This window comes from Nocardiopsis sp. TRM 82005 (assembly GCF_056312425.1).
This window is the reverse complement of record NZ_JBWDTQ010000026.1, coordinates 78557-95468: the sequence shown is the minus strand read 5'-3', so window position 1 is coordinate 95468 and position 16912 is coordinate 78557. Positions and strand designations below refer to the sequence as shown.

The 16912-nt window shown below is 71.8% G+C and carries 15 protein-coding genes and 1 pseudogene; 14 read left to right on the top strand and 2 right to left on the bottom strand.

The window, feature by feature from the left end:
• Positions 1-72 precede the first annotated feature (72 nt).
• From AC0T5L_RS20895 to AC0T5L_RS20860, 8 genes and pseudogenes are all read left to right on the top strand, one after another.
• Complete coding sequence (locus AC0T5L_RS20895; protein WP_476167148.1) at positions 73-1041, top strand: gluconeogenesis factor YvcK family protein; 969 nt, start codon at positions 73-75, stop codon at positions 1039-1041.
• Positions 1042-1078: 37 nt separating this feature from the next.
• A pseudogene (locus AC0T5L_RS20890) lies at positions 1079-1491 on the top strand (DUF488 domain-containing protein).
• A 200-nt stretch (positions 1492-1691) separates the two neighbouring features.
• Positions 1692-2672: a DNA-binding protein WhiA gene (gene whiA, locus AC0T5L_RS20885; RefSeq protein ID WP_476167147.1), complete on the top strand. Its 981-nt coding sequence runs from the start codon at positions 1692-1694 to the stop codon at positions 2670-2672.
• Positions 2673-2989: 317 nt separating this feature from the next.
• Positions 2990-3994, top strand: coding sequence for a type I glyceraldehyde-3-phosphate dehydrogenase (gene gap / locus AC0T5L_RS20880; RefSeq protein WP_476167146.1), 1005 nt, complete (start codon positions 2990-2992; stop codon positions 3992-3994).
• 139 nt (positions 3995-4133) lie between these two features.
• Complete coding sequence (locus tag AC0T5L_RS20875; RefSeq protein ID WP_476167145.1) at positions 4134-5318, top strand: phosphoglycerate kinase; 1185 nt, start codon at positions 4134-4136, stop codon at positions 5316-5318.
• Between the two features lie 78 nt (positions 5319-5396).
• Positions 5397-6173 carry a triose-phosphate isomerase gene (gene tpiA / locus AC0T5L_RS20870; protein ID WP_476167144.1) on the top strand — a complete coding sequence of 259 codons (777 nt, stop codon included), beginning with the start codon at positions 5397-5399 and terminating at the stop codon, positions 6171-6173.
• Positions 6174-6448: 275 nt separating this feature from the next.
• A complete protein-coding gene (gene secG, locus AC0T5L_RS20865; protein ID WP_476167143.1) occupies positions 6449-6685 on the top strand; it encodes a preprotein translocase subunit SecG in 237 nt (78 codons plus the stop codon).
• 80 nt (positions 6686-6765) lie between these two features.
• The gene (locus tag AC0T5L_RS20860) at positions 6766-7137 is read left to right on the top strand and encodes an RNA polymerase-binding protein RbpA (protein WP_476167142.1); all 372 of its coding nucleotides are present in this window, start codon (positions 6766-6768) and stop codon (positions 7135-7137) included.
• A gap of 490 nt (positions 7138-7627) precedes the next feature.
• Here the strand turns inward: AC0T5L_RS20860 and AC0T5L_RS20855 are convergent, their stop codons facing one another.
• Entirely contained in the window at positions 7628-7885 is a 258-nt protein-coding gene (locus tag AC0T5L_RS20855) for a hypothetical protein (protein ID WP_476167141.1), read from the bottom strand.
• A gap of 125 nt (positions 7886-8010) precedes the next feature.
• Between AC0T5L_RS20855 and AC0T5L_RS20850 the strand changes: the two genes are divergently transcribed.
• A complete protein-coding gene (locus AC0T5L_RS20850) occupies positions 8011-8691 on the top strand; it encodes a hypothetical protein (protein ID WP_476167140.1) in 681 nt (226 codons plus the stop codon).
• Here AC0T5L_RS20850 and AC0T5L_RS20845 read toward each other — a convergent pair.
• The gene (locus tag AC0T5L_RS20845; RefSeq protein WP_476167139.1) at positions 8683-9444 is read right to left on the bottom strand and encodes an IclR family transcriptional regulator; all 762 of its coding nucleotides are present in this window, start codon (positions 9442-9444) and stop codon (positions 8683-8685) included. The genes AC0T5L_RS20850 and AC0T5L_RS20845 overlap by 9 nt on opposite strands.
• A 105-nt stretch (positions 9445-9549) precedes the next feature.
• On the opposite strand from AC0T5L_RS20845, the gene hutH reads away from it, so the two are divergent.
• From hutH to hutI, 5 genes are read left to right on the top strand one after another with little or no spacing between them, the layout of a single operon-like run.
• Positions 9550-11097 carry a histidine ammonia-lyase gene (gene hutH, locus AC0T5L_RS20840; RefSeq protein ID WP_476167138.1) on the top strand — a complete coding sequence of 516 codons (1548 nt, stop codon included), beginning with the start codon at positions 9550-9552 and terminating at the stop codon, positions 11095-11097.
• Between the two features lie 19 nt (positions 11098-11116).
• Positions 11117-12775, top strand: coding sequence for a urocanate hydratase (hutU, locus tag AC0T5L_RS20835; RefSeq protein WP_476167137.1), 1659 nt, complete (start codon positions 11117-11119; stop codon positions 12773-12775).
• A 58-nt stretch (positions 12776-12833) separates the two neighbouring features.
• Positions 12834-14102 carry an allantoate amidohydrolase gene (locus AC0T5L_RS20830; protein WP_476167136.1) on the top strand — a complete coding sequence of 423 codons (1269 nt, stop codon included), beginning with the start codon at positions 12834-12836 and terminating at the stop codon, positions 14100-14102.
• Complete coding sequence (locus AC0T5L_RS20825) at positions 14099-15574, top strand: formimidoylglutamate deiminase (RefSeq protein ID WP_476167135.1); 1476 nt, start codon at positions 14099-14101, stop codon at positions 15572-15574. Before AC0T5L_RS20830 ends, AC0T5L_RS20825 begins: the two co-directional genes overlap by 4 nt.
• Positions 15571-16776, top strand: a complete 1206-nt coding sequence (gene hutI / locus AC0T5L_RS20820) for an imidazolonepropionase (RefSeq protein WP_476167134.1) — start codon at positions 15571-15573, stop codon at positions 16774-16776. Before AC0T5L_RS20825 ends, hutI begins: the two co-directional genes overlap by 4 nt.
• Positions 16777-16912: the final 136 nt, after the last annotated feature.

The window sequence follows — 16912 nt, the reverse complement described above, 5'->3', positions numbered from 1 at the left end:
CGGTGCACCGTTCTCGGTGGTACGGTCCGATTCGTCCGGTGGACCTGGGACGAGGGGCAGACCACAGCCATGATGAGCACAGCACCCGACGAGGACGGGCGGCGCCCGCCCCGGGTGGTCGCGCTGGGGGGCGGACACGGCCTGCACGCCTCCCTGTCGGCCCTGCGCAGGGTGACCACTGACGTGACGGCGATCGTCACGGTCGCCGACGACGGCGGATCCAGCGGCCGGCTCCGCGAGGAACTCGGCGTTCTGCCGCCCGGTGACCTGCGCATGGCGCTGGCCGCGCTGTGCGGCGACGACGAGTGGGGGCACACCTGGAGCCAGGTGATCCAGCACAGGTTCCGCTCGGAGGGGGAACTGCACGGCCACGCGGTCGGCAACCTGCTGATCGTGGCCCTGTGGGAGCTGCTCGGCGACTCGGTGGCGGGCCTGGACTGGGTGGGCCAGCTTCTGGGCGCGCACGGCCGGGTACTGCCGATGTCGTCGGTGCCGCTGGACATCGCCGCGGAGGTGTCCGGGATCGACCCGGAGCGTCCGGACGCGCTGACCACGGTGCGCGGCCAGGTGGCGTGCGCCAGCACCAGCGGCAAGGTGCGCTCCATCTCCCTGATCCCGGAGGCCCCGCCCGCCAGCCCGCAGGCGGTCAAGGCGGTACGCGAGGCCGACTGGGTGGTCTTCGGCCCCGGGTCGTGGTTCACCAGCGTGCTGCCCCACCTGCTGGTACCGGACCTGGCGCACGCCCTGATCACCACCCGGGCCAAGCGCATGGTGGCACTGAACCTGTCGCCGCAGCGGGGCGAGACCGACGGCTTCCGCCCCGAGACCTATCTGGAGGTGCTGCGCGAGCACGCGCCCAAGCTGGGCGTGGACGTGGTGCTCGCCGACCGGGGAACCGTGGAGGAGACCGAACCCCTGGCGGAGGTGGTCGGCCAGCTGGGCGGGCGCCTGGAACTGGCGCACCTGTCGCGCGCCGACGGTACCCCGCGCCACGATCCCGACCGGCTCGTGAGGGCCTTCGAGCGGATTCTGGAGGACTGACGGATTCGCTCGGGAGGGGAACGGGAAGACCAGCGCCATGGTCGAGCACCACGTGTACGTGGAACGCGTTCACGACGAGGTTCGCGCGGCGCCGAACCCGGACCGGGAGGGGCAGGACACGCCACCGGGCCGGCGCTTCCTGGTGGACCGGCTGTGGCCGCGCGGGGTCTCCAAAGAGGCCTTGGAAGGGGTCGCCTGGGTGAGGGATACCGCACCCAGCGACGGGCTGCGCCAGTGGTTCGGACACGCCCCGGAGCGGTTCGCCGAGTTCGCTGAGCGCTAACGGTCCGAACTGGACGCCCGGCCGGAGGCGCTGGTCCCGATCCTGGAAGCCGCGCGGAGGGGCCGGTCACCCTGCTGTACGCGGCCCGGGACACCGAGCACAACCACGCCCTCGTCCTACGCGACTACTTGCGTGAGACGCTGTCCTCCCAGGCCGGGAGCAATTGACCGCACACCGGCACGAAGGCCGACAGGAACGTCGCCGACCTGGTCGGCGGATGGGCGACACGCCGTGCGAGGGTCGGCATCTGGCGCCTCGTCACGTAGTCTGCCACGGGGAAAGCCGCTCGTGGCAGGGCCGCGGCGGCACATCCCGGCGCCGAGCCCGCGGCGCCGGGTCGGCTTGTTCGACGGGGAGGACCGCAGCGATGGCGATGACCGGCGTGGTGAAGGATGAGTTGAGCCGTTTGGCCATTCTCAAGCCATGCTGCCGCAAGGCGGAGGTGTCCACCATCCTGCGATTCACCGGGGGTCTGCACCTTGTGGGCGGGCGGATCGTGATCGAGGCCGAGCTCGACACCGGCGTGGCCGCGCGTCGCCTGCGCAAGGACATCTCCGAGGTCTTCGGCCACGAGTCCGAGGTGGTCGTGCTCTCTCCGAGCGGTCTGCGCAAGGGTAACCGGTACGTGGTGCGGGTGATCAAGGACGGCGAGTCCCTGGCCCGGCAGACGGGGCTGGTGGACAACAACGGCCGTCCGGTGCGCGGCCTGCCCCGGCACGTGGTGGCGGGCGGGGCCTGCGACGCCGAGTCGGCGTGGCGGGGCGCCTTCATCGCGCACGGATCCCTGACCGAACCGGGACGGTCGATGTCCCTGGAGGTCACCTGCCCCGGGCCGGAGGCGGCGCTGGCGCTGGTGGGCGCGGCGCGCCGTCTGAAGGTGCACGCCAAGGCACGCGAGGTGCGTGGTGTGGACCGGGTGGTGGTGCGCGACGGCGACTCCATCGGCGCGCTGCTGACCCTGCTGGGCGCGCACCAGAGCGTGCTGGCGTGGGAGGAGAGGCGGATGCGCCGGGAGGTGCGCGCGACCGCCAACCGGCTGGCCAACTTCGACGACGCCAACCTGCGCCGCAGCGCGCGTGCGGCGGTGGCCGCCGGGGCGCGCGTGGAGCGGGCCCTGGAGATCCTGGGCGACGACGCGCCCAAGCACCTGGTGGCCGCGGGCCAGCTGCGCCTGGCGCACAAGCAGGCGTCGCTGGAGGAACTGGGCCAGCTGTCCGTCCCGCCGCTGACCAAGGACGCCATCGCGGGGCGCATCCGCAGACTGCTGGCCATGGCCGACAAGCGTGCGAGCGACCTGGGCATAGAGGGGACCGAGGCCAACCTCACCCCGGACATGCTGGTCCCCTGACCGGGGTGCGTTCGCCTGGAGCCGCCACACCTGCGTAACACCCGTGTTCGGCTTTGTTAACCGCACGAACTCGTGGATAACTTCCGACAATGGTATAGACCTTTAAGGCGCGCGGTGCCAGGATGGTCGCGAATCCACAAGGGTCCGGCAGCGCCCGGCCACAGCCTCCCGTCGGCGCTCCGCTAGGCTCTTCGTCAACGCCCGGTGTGCGTTGACCCTGCTCATTGCGGTCGGCCGGTTAGTCCCGGCACGTCCCCGTTCCAGGTGGGGGAATGCCCGGGTGAAAATGATGTGCGATATATGAGGAGATTGGTTCCGTGACCATCCGTGTAGGCGTCAACGGCTTCGGTCGGATCGGCCGCAATTTCTGGCGCGCGGTCGCCGCTGGCGGCAGCGACATCGAAATCGTCGCGGTCAACGACCTCACCGACACCAAGACGCTCGCGCACCTGCTCAAGTACGACACCGTGCTCGGCACCCTGAGCGGCGACGTCGAGGTCGGCGACGACTTCATCCGCGTGGGCGACAAGAGTGTCAAGGTCCTGGCTCAGCGCGACCCGGCCCAGCTGCCCTGGTCGGACCTGAACGTGGACGTCGTCATCGAGTCCACCGGCCGCTTCACCAAGGCCGAAGACGCCAAGAAGCACATCGAGGCTGGCGCCAAGAAGGTCATCATCTCCGCCCCGGCCAAGGGCGAGGACCTGACCGTCGTCATGGGCGTCAACGACGACAAGTACGACGCGGCCAACCACCACGTCATCTCCAACGCCTCCTGCACCACCAACTGCGTGGCTCCCATGGCGAAGGTGCTCCTGGACAGCTTCGGCATCCAGCAGGGCCTGATGACCACGGTGCACGCCTACACCAACGACCAGGTCATCCTGGACTTCCCGCACAAGGACCTGCGTCGTGCCCGTGCGGCCGGGCAGAACATCATCCCGACCACCACCGGTGCCGCCAAGGCCACCGCCCTGGCCATTCCGGAGCTGGAGGGCAAGCTGGACGGTATGGCCATGCGCGTGCCCGTGCCGGACGGTTCGGTGACCGACCTGGTCGTGACCCTGGAGCGCGAGGTCACCAAGGAAGACGTCAACGCCGCGTTCAAGGCCGCCGCCGAGGGGCCGCTCAAGGACGTGCTCCTCTACACCGAGGACGAGATCGTCTCCTCCGACATCGTCGGCACCTCGCCCTCCTGCACCTTCGACTCCAAGCTGACCATGGCCTTCGGCAACCAGGTCAAGATCGTCGGCTGGTACGACAACGAGTGGGGCTACTCCAGCCGCCTGGTCGACCTGGCCAAGCTGGTCGGATCCGGCCTGTAGCGTTCACGGCCCTCATGGCCGACAGCGCGTGAGACGGCACCCCTTCGCCCGCAGTGCGCGCGGAGGGGTGCCGTCGTGCGCGTCGCTCCCGGATCCACCGCCCGGGACCGCCCAACCCACATTCCAAGAGGAGACCAGCATGCGGACGATCGACGAACTCGACGTCTCCGGCAAGCGCGTGTTCGTCCGGGCCGATCTGAACGTGCCCCTGGACGGCGACCGGATCACCGACGACGGCCGCATCCGCGCGGCCGTGCCGACCATCGCCGCTCTCCGCGAGCGCGGCGCCCGCGTCATCGTCGCCGCTCACCTGGGCCGTCCCAAGGGCGCCCCCGACCCCCGCTACTCCCTGCGCTCCGTCGCCGCCCGCCTGGGCGAGCTGCTGGGTACCGAGGTGGCCTTCTCCGCCGACACCGCCGGTGAGTCGGCCCGCGCCACCAGCGCCGCGCTGGAGGACGGCCAGGTCGCGCTACTGGAGAACGTGCGTTTCGAACCCGGCGAGACCAGCAAGGACGACGCCGAGCGCGGTGAACTCGCCGACCGCCTCGCCCAGCTCGCCGACCTGTACGTCGGCGACGCCTTCGGCGCCGTGCACCGTAAGCACGCCAGCGTCTACGACCTGCCCGGCAAGCTCCCGCACGCCGTCGGCGGTCTGGTGCTGACCGAGGTCGAGGTGCTCAGGAAGCTCACGAGCGACCCCCAGCGCCCCTACGCCGTGGTCCTGGGCGGCTCCAAGGTCTCCGACAAGCTCGGCGTCATCGACAATCTCCTCGGTACCGCCGACCGCCTGCTCATCGGCGGCGGCATGGTCTTCACCTTCCTCAAGGCCAAGGGCTACGAGGTCGGTTCCAGCCTGCTGGAAGCCGACCAGATCGACACCGTCAAGGGCTACCTGGAGCGTGCCGAGCGCGAGGGCGTGGAGATCATCCTGCCCGTGGACGTCGTGGCCGCCGACAAGTTCGCCGCCGACGCCGCGCACGACGCGGTCGACGTCAACTCCATCCCGGCCGACCGGATGGGCCTGGACATCGGCCCCAGGAGCCAGGCGCTCTTCGCCGAGAAGCTCGCCGACACCAGGATCGTGTTCTGGAACGGCCCGATGGGCGTGTTCGAGATGGAGCCCTACGCGGGCGGTACCCGCGCGCTGGCCGGCTCCCTGATCGACTCGGGCGCGTTCACGGTGGTCGGTGGCGGCGACTCCGCCGCCGCCGTGCGCGCGCTCGGCTTCGACGAAGCGGCGTTCGGCCACATCTCCACCGGCGGCGGTGCCAGTCTGGAGTACCTGGAGGGCAAGGACCTGCCCGGTATCAGCGCCCTCAAGTAAGCAGTGTGCGCCCGTTTCACCGCGCCTTCCCGCGGTGCCCGGGCCAGCCCTTCGAACGTCCCGTAAGGAAGTGCCGACATGTCCCAACGCCTGCCGCTCATCGCGGGCAACTGGAAAATGAACAACAACCACCTGGAGGCCATCGCGCTCGTCCAGAAACTGGCGTTCGCGCTGAACGACAAGGACCACGACAGCGCCGAGGTCGTCGTCCTGCCGCCCTTCACCGACCTGCGCAGCGTCCAGACGCTGGTCGACGGCGACAAGCTCAAGATCGCCTACGGCGCCCAGGACGTCTCCGCCCATGACAAGGGCGCCTACACCGGCGAGGTCTCCGGCTCCATGCTGGCCAAGCTGGACTGCTCCTACGTCCTTGTGGGCCACTCCGAGCGCCGCGAGCACCACCAGGAGGACGACGCCCTGGTCAACGCCAAGGTCAGGGCCGCCTTCAAGAACGACATCGTCCCGATTCTGTGCATCGGCGAGGGACTGGAGGTCCGTCAGGCGGGTCAGCAGGTGGAGCACGTCCTGGCCCAGCTGGACGGCGCACTCAAGGAGGTCCCGGCCGAGCAGGCCGAGAGGATCGTCGTCGCCTACGAGCCCGTGTGGGCCATCGGCACGGGCGAGGTGGCCACCCCCGAGGACGCCCAGGAAGTGTGCTCGGCGGTCCGCAAGCGCCTGGCCGAGCTGTACTCGCCCGAGGTCGCCGGCGCCGTGCGCGTCCTGTACGGCGGTTCGGTCAAGGGCGACAACGCCCCTGGCATCATGGCCAAGGACGACGTCGACGGCGCCCTGGTCGGCGGTGCCTGCCTCAAGGCCGACGAGTTCGTCAAGATCATCCGCTTCGGCGAGCAGTAGCCGCTGAACGGGACCCCGGCCCGTCACCCTCTATGCCCGATGGTGACGGGTCGGGTGCCCGACAGGTCGTCCGGTCGGGCTAGACTTCGCTATGGGGTTATCCGTGCCTCGCGGTTTCCCCGCCCGTGCCGTCATTGGCACGGTAAAATCCGAAATTGTCCCCGATCTCCTCCTCCTCAGTTCCCGTATCGGCCCAGCACCACCGCCGCCGCGGGTGGGAAGTGGGGATCGAGGCGTCCATCCCCCCGCTTCGGGGTCGAGCTACGGGTGAGCGTGTGATCCTCGGTCTGTCCATCTTCGTGATGCTTCTCAGCGTGTTGCTGGTCCTGCTGGTGCTCATGCACAAGGGCAAGGGCGGCGGTCTCTCCGACATGTTCGGCGGCGGCGTCACGTCCTCGCTCGGCGGGTCGTCGGTGGTCGAACGCAACCTCGACCGCATGACCGTCGGGTTCGCGGTCGCCTGGATCCTCGCCATCGTCGTCCTCGGCCTGCTGATCAACCGGGGAATGTGACCCGCGGTCCGCGGGACGCACCCCGTCTACAGTCAAGCTCGCCCGAGAACCGGTGAGCGAGTTCGCCGAAGGAGTTTTTCGTGGGTAGTGGCAGTGCCATCCGTGGCAGCCGTGTCGGAGCCGGCCCCATGGGCGAGGCGGAGCGGGGCGAGGCCGCCCCCCGCATCCGGGTTCCGTTCTACTGCGCGAACCTGCACGAGGTCGTGCCCAGTTTTGCGGGCGAGGCGCTGGTGCCCGACGAGTGGGACTGCCCGCGCTGCGGCTTCCCCGCGGGCAAGGACAAGGCGAACCCTCCGTCGCCGCCGCGCACCGAGCCGTACAAGACCCACCTGGCATATGTGAAGGAGCGCCGCAGCGTGGAGGAGGGCAGGCTCATCCTCGACGAGGCCCTGGCCAAGCTGCGCGCTGACCGTGCCGCCGTCGAGGCCCACATGAAGGCTTCGCAGAACTAGGCCGACGGGCCTTCGGCCGCAGTATCCGCCCGTCCCGCCCACGACACCCCCAGACCCCCGTCGGCGCCCGAACGACACCCCCAGGGGCCGGACGAGCGTTCACCGAACAGGCTCTGGTCCCCCGAAGGCTTCCCGTGGGGCCCGCCGCGATCGCGGCGGGCCCCACGGGCGTGTGGGCCCCGGACTTCCCCCCTGGCCGTCGCGGCGTCGGAGCCGGCGCGCACCACGCGTACGGACAGGTCCGTCGCGGCAGCCGGACCGGCGCTGGTGAGGACGTCGCCTCCGTCGACGTACGGGCCCGCCCATACATGAAGATGGAAGCGAACTTTCTCATTCTCGGGACTGGTGTGGCTGGTGGGAAATACAGTGATCGCCACACCCCCGACAGCCCCTGTGAGGAGATGGTGTCGATGTCCACGTGCCCTACCGGCGGGGACCACGATTGGATCCTTGGCGACGACCGCAAGTTCCAGTGCGCCAAGTGCGGAGCTCAGAGCGCTCGGCGTTTTTGATCTCCGGGCCCCGGTTGTATCGTTCCGCGTCCGGCGAGCCGCCCCTTGTCCATGGCGCGCCAGGTCACCGGTTCCCCCAGCGTCTCGGCCACCCCCTTGGCCCAGCGCTCCAAGCAGGCGAACCGCTCCGGCCCGTCCGGAAGCACGGTACGGCCCTGGTAGTGCATCCCGTCCAGGACGATGATCTCGCCGTTCACCCACAGTTCGGTGTCGTACTCGTTCATGCTCGGCCTCATGCACCGGACTCTAGCGGCCCGAGGCCGCGGCCACCCGTGCTTTGGTCGATCACGGCCACCGGAACATCCCGCGCATGGGCGCTCCGGCGCACATACCACGCGCGGGAGTTGGAAGAATGGGGGACATGGCCACCCCCGAACCACCGGACCCGACCACAGCGCCTCCGTCGGTCCCCTCGGACCTGAACCAGCCGCCCGGCGGTGTCTCGCACCTGCGCAGGTACGTCAGCCTGCGCGGCCCGAACACGCGGATGTGGATGACCGCGGCCTACTTCTCCGCCGCGCTCACCGTGGGTTTCCTGGTGGTCCTGGGGTCCATGCTCTGGCACGTGCTGCGCCAGGAGAGCACGGTCGGCTCGGTGTCCCTGTGGGCCTCGGCGGGCCTGGTCATGCTCTTCCTCGGCCCGGGGAGCAACGCGTTCATGCTGAGTGGGCTGCCGCAGCGCATCACCCGGCAGGGCATCAGCGCCGACAGCGACGGCGTCACGGTCCTACAGGAGCGCAAGTGGTGGTTCCCCGGTGAGGGGACGTTCATCTCCTGGCCGGAGATCCGGCGCATCCGCGAGGCGCACACCGGCGAGCGCAGGCCCACCTACTTCATCGAGTTCGTGCTCGACACCCACCGCACCGACGCGGAACTGCCCAACTGGGCCGAGACCGCCGAAAGCCTCGGCCTGGAGCCGGTGGAGGCGCCCACGCAGTTCTACGTCCAGGTGCCCAAGGAGATCAAGGAGAAGATCCTCAAGATGGTGGAGCGCACCGCACCGCTGCCCTCCATCGTGGAACGGACCCCTCCGCTACGGTGAGGCGCGCCCGTCCAGGCGCCGGGTCAGCTCGGCGGCGGCGTCGCGGACCCTCCCGGCCAGGGCCTGAGGGGTGACCGGCCGCGCGCTGGGTACCGTCAGGCTGATCGCCGCCGCCGGACGGCCGTTGTGGTCCAGGGCGGCCGCCGCCACCGACACGAAGCCCTCGGTGACCTGGCCGTCCTCGATCGACCAGCCTTGGCGCTGCTCCTCGGCCAGTGTCCGGCGCAGCTCCCCGGGTGTGGCTGGTCCACGCCCGGTGCGGCTGGTGAACGCGGCCGCGTTCGGATACAGGGCGCGCACTTGCGCGCGCGGCAGCCGGGCCAGCATGGACCGCCCGGACGCCGTCAGGTGCGCGGGCAGGCGGACCCCCACCCCGGTGATCAGCGCCGGGACGTGCGGGGGCTGCTCCTTGAGCAGGTAGAGGGTGTCGCCGCCGTGCAGCACGCCGAGGTGGGCGGTGGCACCGGTGGCCTCGGTGAGCTGGTGCAGCAGCGGACGTGCCAGGCGCTCCACGCCGTCGTGGCGCAGGTAGGCCGAGCCGATCTCGAACGCGGCCACCCCCAGCCCCCAGCGGCGCTCCTCGGGCAGGTGGGTCACGAAGCCCTCCTCCGCCATGGCCTCCAGCAGTTGGTACACGCTGGAGCGGGGAACGTCGAGCTCGGCGGCTATCGCCGAGGCCGGCACCGGCCCGGGGCGGGTCGCCAGGAAGCGCAGCAGCCGCAGTGCGCGGGTGGCCGCCGGAACGAGGCTCATGTCCTGATCGTCCCACGGTACTCCTCTTCCTGCTGTCTGAAATGCCAGACGGAACCTTCGTGCCAGGCCTTCATCAGGGGTCCCACAGGAGGTCGAATGGGAGGCATGTCCACAGCAGTTCCTTCCGTCGTCATCGGCGATGCCCGCCTCACCCCGGCCCAGATCCGCGACGTCGCCCGCCACGGCGCGCACGTCACCCTCTCCGAGGAGGCCCGTAAGGCCCTCCGGCACGGCCGTGAACGGGTCGAGTCCCTGGCCCGCGGTGAGACCCCCGCCTACGGGGTCAGCACCGGCTTCGGCGCGCTCGCCACCCGCCACATCGCCCCCGACCTGCGGGCCCGCCTGCAGCGGTCGCTCATCCGCTCCCACGCCGCCGGGACCGGACCCGAGGTGGAGCGCGAGGTCGTGCGCGCGCTGATGCTGTTGCGCCTGCGCACCCTGGCCTCGGGCAACACCGGTGTGGAGGTCACCACCGCTGAGACCCTCGCGGCCCTGCTCAACGCCGAGATCACCCCGGTCGTGCATGAGTACGGCAGTCTGGGCTGCTCCGGCGACCTGGCGCCGCTGTCGCACGTGGCGCTCGCCCTGATGGGCGAGGGCCAGGTCCGCGACGCCTCAGGCGAGGTCCGCCCCGCCTACACCGCCCTGCACGACGCCGGTGTCCGTCCGGTGGAGCTGGGCGCCAAGGAGGGCCTGGCGCTGATCAACGGCACCGACGGCATGCTCGGCATGCTCACACTGGCCTGCATGGACCTGGAACGCCTGCTCAAGGTCGCCGACATCACCGCCGCGATGAGCGTCGAGGCACTGCTGGGTACCGACCGGGTCTTCTCCGAGGAGTTGCAGCGGTTGCGCCCGCACCCCGGTCAGGCCGCCTCCGCCGCCAACATGCGCCTGCTGCTGGCCGACTCGCCGATCATGGCCTCCCACCGCGGCCCCGACTGCAACCGGATCCAGGACGCCTACTCGCTGCGCTGCGCCCCGCAGGTCGCCGGAGCCGCACGCGACACCCTCGACCACGCCCTGCTCGTGGCCGGACGCGAACTGGACAGCGTCATCGACAACCCGGTGGTACTGGACGACGGCCGTGTGGAGTCCAACGGCAACTTCCACGGAGCGCCCGTGGCCTACGTACTCGACTTCCTGGCCATCGCGGTCGCCGACACCGCCTCCATCGCCGAGCGGCGCACCGACCGCATGCTCGACGTGTCGCGTTCCCACGGTCTGCCCGCCTTCCTGGCCGACGACCCCGGCGTGGACTCCGGACACATGATCGCCCAGTACACGCAGGCAGCCATCGTCTCCGAGCTCAAGCGCCTGGCCGTGCCCGCCAGCGTCGACTCCATCCCCAGCTCGGCCATGCAGGAGGACCACGTGTCCATGGGCTGGTCGGCCGCCCGCAAGCTGCGCCGCGCCGTGGACGGCCTGGCCAGTGTGCTGGCGGTGGAGCTGCTCACCGCCGCCCGTGCCCTGGACCTGCGTTCGCCGCTGGAGCCCGGGCCCGCCACCGGCGCCGTGCTGCGCGCCGTGCGCGAGAAGGTGCCCGGTCCCGGACCCGACCGCCATCTGGCCCCCGAGATCGACGCCGTCACCGCCCTGGTCACCGACGGCTCGGTGGTCGAGGCCGCAGAATCCGTCGTCCCGCTGGTCTGACCCGCCGAAGGAGAACCGTATGAGCAGTCCGCGCACCGTCCGCGCCGCACGCGGCGCCGTCCTGTCCGCCAAGGGGTGGCAGCAGGAGGCCGCCCTGCGCATGTTCCACAACAATCTCGATCCCGAGGTCGCCGAGCACCCCGAGGACCTGGTCGTCTACGGCGGCACCGGCCGGGCCGCGCGCGACTGGCACAGCTTCGACCGCATCACCGCCGCCCTGCGCGACCTGGAGGGCGACGAGACCCTGCTCGTGCAGTCGGGCCGCCCGGTCGGTGTCATGCGCACACACGAGTGGGCGCCCAGGGTGCTCCTCGCCAACAGCAACCTGGTGGGGGACTGGGCGAACTGGCCCGAGTTCCGCCGGCTGGAGGCCCAGGGACTGACCATGTACGGGCAGATGACCGCCGGTTCGTGGATCTACATCGGAACACAGGGCATCCTCCAGGGCACCTATGAGACCTTCGCGGCCGTCGCCGCCAAGAGGTTCGGCGGGACACTGGCCGGAACGGTCACCCTGACCGCCGGGCTCGGCGGTATGGGCGGAGCCCAGCCGCTGGCCGTCACCATGAACGACGGCGTCGCGATCGTGGTCGAGTGCGACTCCAGCCGTATCGACCGCCGCATCGAGCACCGCTACCTGGACGTGCGCGCCGACGGCCTGGACCACGCCCTGCGGCTGGCCGAGCGGGCGCGCGACGAACGGCGCCCGCTGTCGATCGGCTTGCTCGGCAACGCCGCCGAGGTCTTCCCCGACCTACTGTCGCGGGGCGCTCCGATCGACGTGGTCACCGACCAGACCTCGGCCCACGACCCGCTCGCCTACCTGCCCACCGGGGTGCCCTTCGAGGACTGGCGGGCCCTGGCCGTCGCCAAGCCCGAGGAGTTCACCGTCCGTGCGCGCGAGTCCATGGCCGCGCATGTGGAGGCGATGGTCGGCTTCCAGGACGCGGGAGCCGAGGTCTTCGACTACGGCAACTCCATTCGCGACGAGGCCCGAAGCGGCGGCTTCGCCCGGGCCTTCGACTTCCCCGGGTTCGTACCCGCATACATCCGACCGCTGTTCTGCGAGGGCAGGGGACCGTTCCGGTGGGCGGCGCTGTCCGGCGACCCCGCCGACATCGCCCGCACCGACCAGGCGATCCTGGACCTGTTCCCGGACAACGACCACCTGGCCCGGTGGATCCGCATGGCGGGGGAGCGGGTCGCCTTCCAGGGGCTGCCCGCCCGCATCTGCTGGCTGGGCCAGGGCGAGCGCGCCGCCGCCGGAGCGCGGTTCAACGAGATGGTCGCCTCCGGAGAGGTCTCCGCGCCGCTGGCCATCGGCCGGGACCACCTGGACACCGGTTCGGTGGCCTCTCCCTACAGGGAGACCGAGGGGATGAAGGACGGCTCCGACGCCATCGCCGACTGGCCGCTGCTCAACGCACTGGTCAACACCTCCTCGGGCGCCTCCTGGGTGTCCATCCACCACGGCGGCGGTGTCGGCATGGGACGCTCGATCCACGCGGGACAGGTCAGCGTCGCCGACGGCACCGACCTGGCCGCCGCCAAACTGGAGCGGGTGCTCACCAACGATCCCGCCATGGGCGTCATCCGACACGTGGACGCCGGATACGAGGAGGCCGACGGTGTCGCGCGGGAGCACGGCATCCGCGTTCCGATGCGCGAGGACGGATGAACCGCGCCGCACCGGAGAAAGCGCGGGAACCATCCGTCCTGACGTTGGGAGACATCCTGTGAGCGACCAGTACACCGCTCCCGACACCGGGGCGTTCGACCGTATGTGGGCCGACCTGGGACCCGTCGGCCGCGACCCCGGCAGCGGCGGCTACCACCGCCACGCCTGGAACGGCGCCGACACCGACGCCCGAGCCTGGTTCACCGAGGCCGCGACCGCGCGCGGCCTGGACGTGCGCGCCGACCGCAACGGCAACCTGTGGGCCTGGTGGGGCGCTCCCGGACCGGGCGCGGTGGCCACCGGATCCCACCTGGACTCGGTCCCCGACGGCGGGGCCTTCGACGGGCCCTTGGGGGTGGTCAGCGCCCTGGCCGCCGTGGACGAGCTGCGGCGGCGCGGCACCGTCCCCGAACGGCCGCTCGCCGTCACGGTGTTCACCGAGGAGGAGGGCGGCCGGTTCGGCCTTCCCTGCCTGGGCAGCCGCCTGACGGCCGGGGAGATCTCCCCTGAGCGCGCACGCGGGCTCACCGACGCCTCCGGGACCACCTGGGCCCGGGCCATGGAAGCCGCGGGGCACGACCCGCACGCCATCGGCGCCGACCCCGGGGCGCTGGCGAACCTGGACGTGTTCGTCGAGCTGCACGTGGAACAGGGCCGCGCCCTGGAGGAGACCGCCCACCCGGTGGGTGTGGCCAGCGCGATCTGGCCGCACGGGCGCTGGCGGATGGACTTCACCGGCCGCGCCGACCACGCCGGGACCACCCGCCTGGCCGATCGCAGCGACCCCATGCTGCCGTTCGCGCACACCGTCCTGGCCGCGCGGGCCCTGGCCGAAGAGCACGGGGCCCGAGCCACGATCGCCAAGGCCCTGGTCACCCCCAACGGCACGAACGCGATCCCGTCCCTGGCCAGTGCCTGGCTGGACGCCCGCGCCGCCGACGAGGCCGTGCTCGACACCGTCGTGGCCGGGGTGCGCCAGGCCGCGGAGAGGGTCGCCCGCGAGCACGGGGTGGGCCACGCGATGGCCAACGAGTCCCTGACCCCGCTGGTGTCGTTCGCGCACGGTTTGCGTGATCGGTTGGCCGAGGTGGTCGCCGCCCGCGCCCCGCAGTCCCGGGTGCCGGTGCTGCCGACCGGTGCCGGGCACGACGCCGGGGTGCTCGCCGCGCATGTGCCCACCGCGATGCTGTACGTGCGCAACCCGACCGGGGTGTCGCACTCCCCCCGGGAGTGGGCCCGGCCCGCGGACTGCCACGCCGGGGTGCTCGCCCTCGCCGACGTGCTCCAGGACCTGCTCGCCCGCCCCGTCCGGGAGGGGGACCGATGATCCCCGGGACGAACGGGCCGTGGAAGGGGGCACGCGGCCACCGCGTGTGGTGCGAGTGGGCCTGGACCGGTGCTCGTGACGGCGCGCCCGAGCACGGTGTGCTCCTGCGGGTGGCCGACGGCCGGATCACCTCGGTGGAGGCGGGGGCGCCGGTGCCCGCCGACGCCGAGGTCCTCACCGGGCTGACCCTGCCCGGGTTCGCCAACGCCCACTCGCACGCCTTCCACCGGGCCCTGCGCGGGCGTACCCACGCGGACGGCGGCTCCTTCTGGACCTGGCGCGAGACGATGTACCGGGTCGCTGACCGCCTGGACCCCGACACCTACTACCGGCTCGCCCGGGCGGTCTACGCTGAGATGGCCCTGGCCGGGATCACCTGCGTGGGGGAGTTCCACTACCTTCACCACGCTCCCGGCGGGGCCCGCTACGCCGACCCCAACGCCATGGGACACGCCCTGGCGGCCGCGGCGGCCGACGCCGGGATCCGGATCACCCTGCTGGACGTGTGCTATCTGTCCGGCGGCCTGGACGCCCACGGCGTCCACCAGCCGCTGGCCGGACCCCAGCTGCGGTTCGGCGACGGCGACACGACCCGCTGGGCCGACCGCCTGGCCGCGTTCACACCCGGCGGCGACCACGCACGCACGGGCACGGCGGCCCACTCGGTGCGCGCCGTCCCCGCGGGGCAGCTGCCCGACGTCGCCGCCTTCGCCGCCGGGCACGGTGCGCCGCTACACGTCCACGTGTCCGAGCAGCCCGCCGAGAACGCCGCGTGCCTGGCCGCGCACGGCCGCACCCCCACGGCCGTGCTCGCCGACGCGGGCGCGCTCACCGAGCGCACCAGCCTGGTGCACGCCACCCACCTGACCGACGCCGACGTCGCGGACGTCCGGGCGTCCGGCGCCACCGTGTGCCTGTGCCCCACCACGGAACGCGACCTGGCCGACGGCCTGCCGCGCACCGGCGACCTGCCCCTGCTCAGCCTGGGCACCGACCAGCACGCCCAGACCGACATGTTCGAGGAAGCCAGGGCGACCGAACTGCACGAACGCCTGCGTACCCACCGCCGCGGCATCCTGGACACCGGGGCACTGCTGCGCGCCGCCACCGCGCACGGGCACGCCTCACTGGGATGGACCCGCGTCGCCTCCGACGGGGAGCCCTCAGCCGGGGACGGGGGCCTCACACCGCGAGAGCCCCGGCCGCAGGAACCTTCGCGCGGCGCTGTGCCGGACGCCGGCGTCCTGGCCTCCGGGGGCCGTGCGGACCTGGTCAACGTCCCCCTGGACGGGGTCCGCCTGGCCGGGGCCGACCCGGCCCGGGCCACCGACGCCGTGGTCTTCGCGGCCACGGCCGCCGATGTGAGGCACGTCATGGTCGACGGGCGCTGGGCCGTCCGCGACGGCGTCCACATCCTGGTGCCCGACACCGCACGTGAACTCGACACGGCCATCAAGGAGATCCACTCTTGAGCGACATCCCAGAGAGCGTCCTCGTCGACGACATCGCCACCCTGGTCACCAACGACCCCTCGCGGGGGCGGGGCCCCGTGGGCGAGGTCCAAGGCGCCGCCCTGGTCATCGAGGGCGGCCGGGTGGCCTGGTCGGGTCCGCGCGCCCAGGCGCCCGCCGCGGACGCGCGGATCGACGCCGCCGGGCGCTGCGTCATCCCCGGGTTCGTCGACAGCCACTCCCACATCGTGTTCGCGGGCGACCGCAGCCGTGAGTTCGCCGCCCGGATGAGCGGGCAGCCCTACTCGGCGGGCGGCATCCGCACCACCGTGGCCGCCACCCGCGAGGCCACCGACGCCGACCTGCTCGCGGGCGCCCGGCGGCTGGTGGGCGAGGCCCGGGCCCAGGGCTCCACCACTCTGGAGGTCAAGTCCGGCTACGGTCTCACCGTCGCCGACGAGGAGCGCTGCCTGGCCGTGGCCTCACGCGTCACCGACGAGGTCACCTTCCTGGGCGCGCACGTGGTCGCGCCCGAGTACGCCGACGACCCCCGGGGCTACGTCGACCTGGTCACCGGATCCATGCTCGACGCCTGCGCGCCCCATGCCAGGTGGATCGACGTCTTCTGTGAGCGCGGCGCCTTCGACGAGGCCGCCTCCCGCCGCGTCCTCACCGCCGGGATGGAACGCGGACTGCTGCCCCGTGTGCACGGCAACCAGCTGGGCGAGGGCCCGGGCGTGCGACTGGCCGTCGAGCTGGGGGCCGCCTCGGTCGACCACTGCACCTACCTGGCCCCCGAGGACGTGGACGCCCTGGCCCAGGCCGCCGGCCGCCCCGAGCCCACGGTTGCCACCCTGCTGCCGGGAGTGGACTTCTCCACCCGCCAGACCTACCCGGACGCACGCGCGCTCATCGACGCCGGTGCCCTGGTGGCCCTGGCCAGTGACTGCAACCCCGGGTCCTGCTTCACCTCCAGCCTGGCCTTCTGCGTGGCGGTCGCGGTCCGCGACATGGGCATGACCCCCGACGAGGCGGTGTGGGCGGCCACCGCGGGCGGCGCGCGGGCGCTGCGCCGTAACGACGTGGGCCACCTGGCCCCCGGCGCGCGGGCCGACCTGGTCCTGCTGGACGCTCCCAACCACCTCTACCTGGCCTACCGGCCCGGCGTACCGCAGGTCGCGGCGGTCTGGAAGGACGGGGAGCTGGTCTCCGGACGTCCCTGAGGCGGGTCGGGCCATGCCGTAGGACACGTAGGACTCCGAATGTCCTCGCGAACTCAATGGCCGTCTAACCTTCCCGAAACCCGAGGCACCGAACCTGGAGTCACGTCGGTGCGCGTCCGCCGCCGCGGTACAGCGT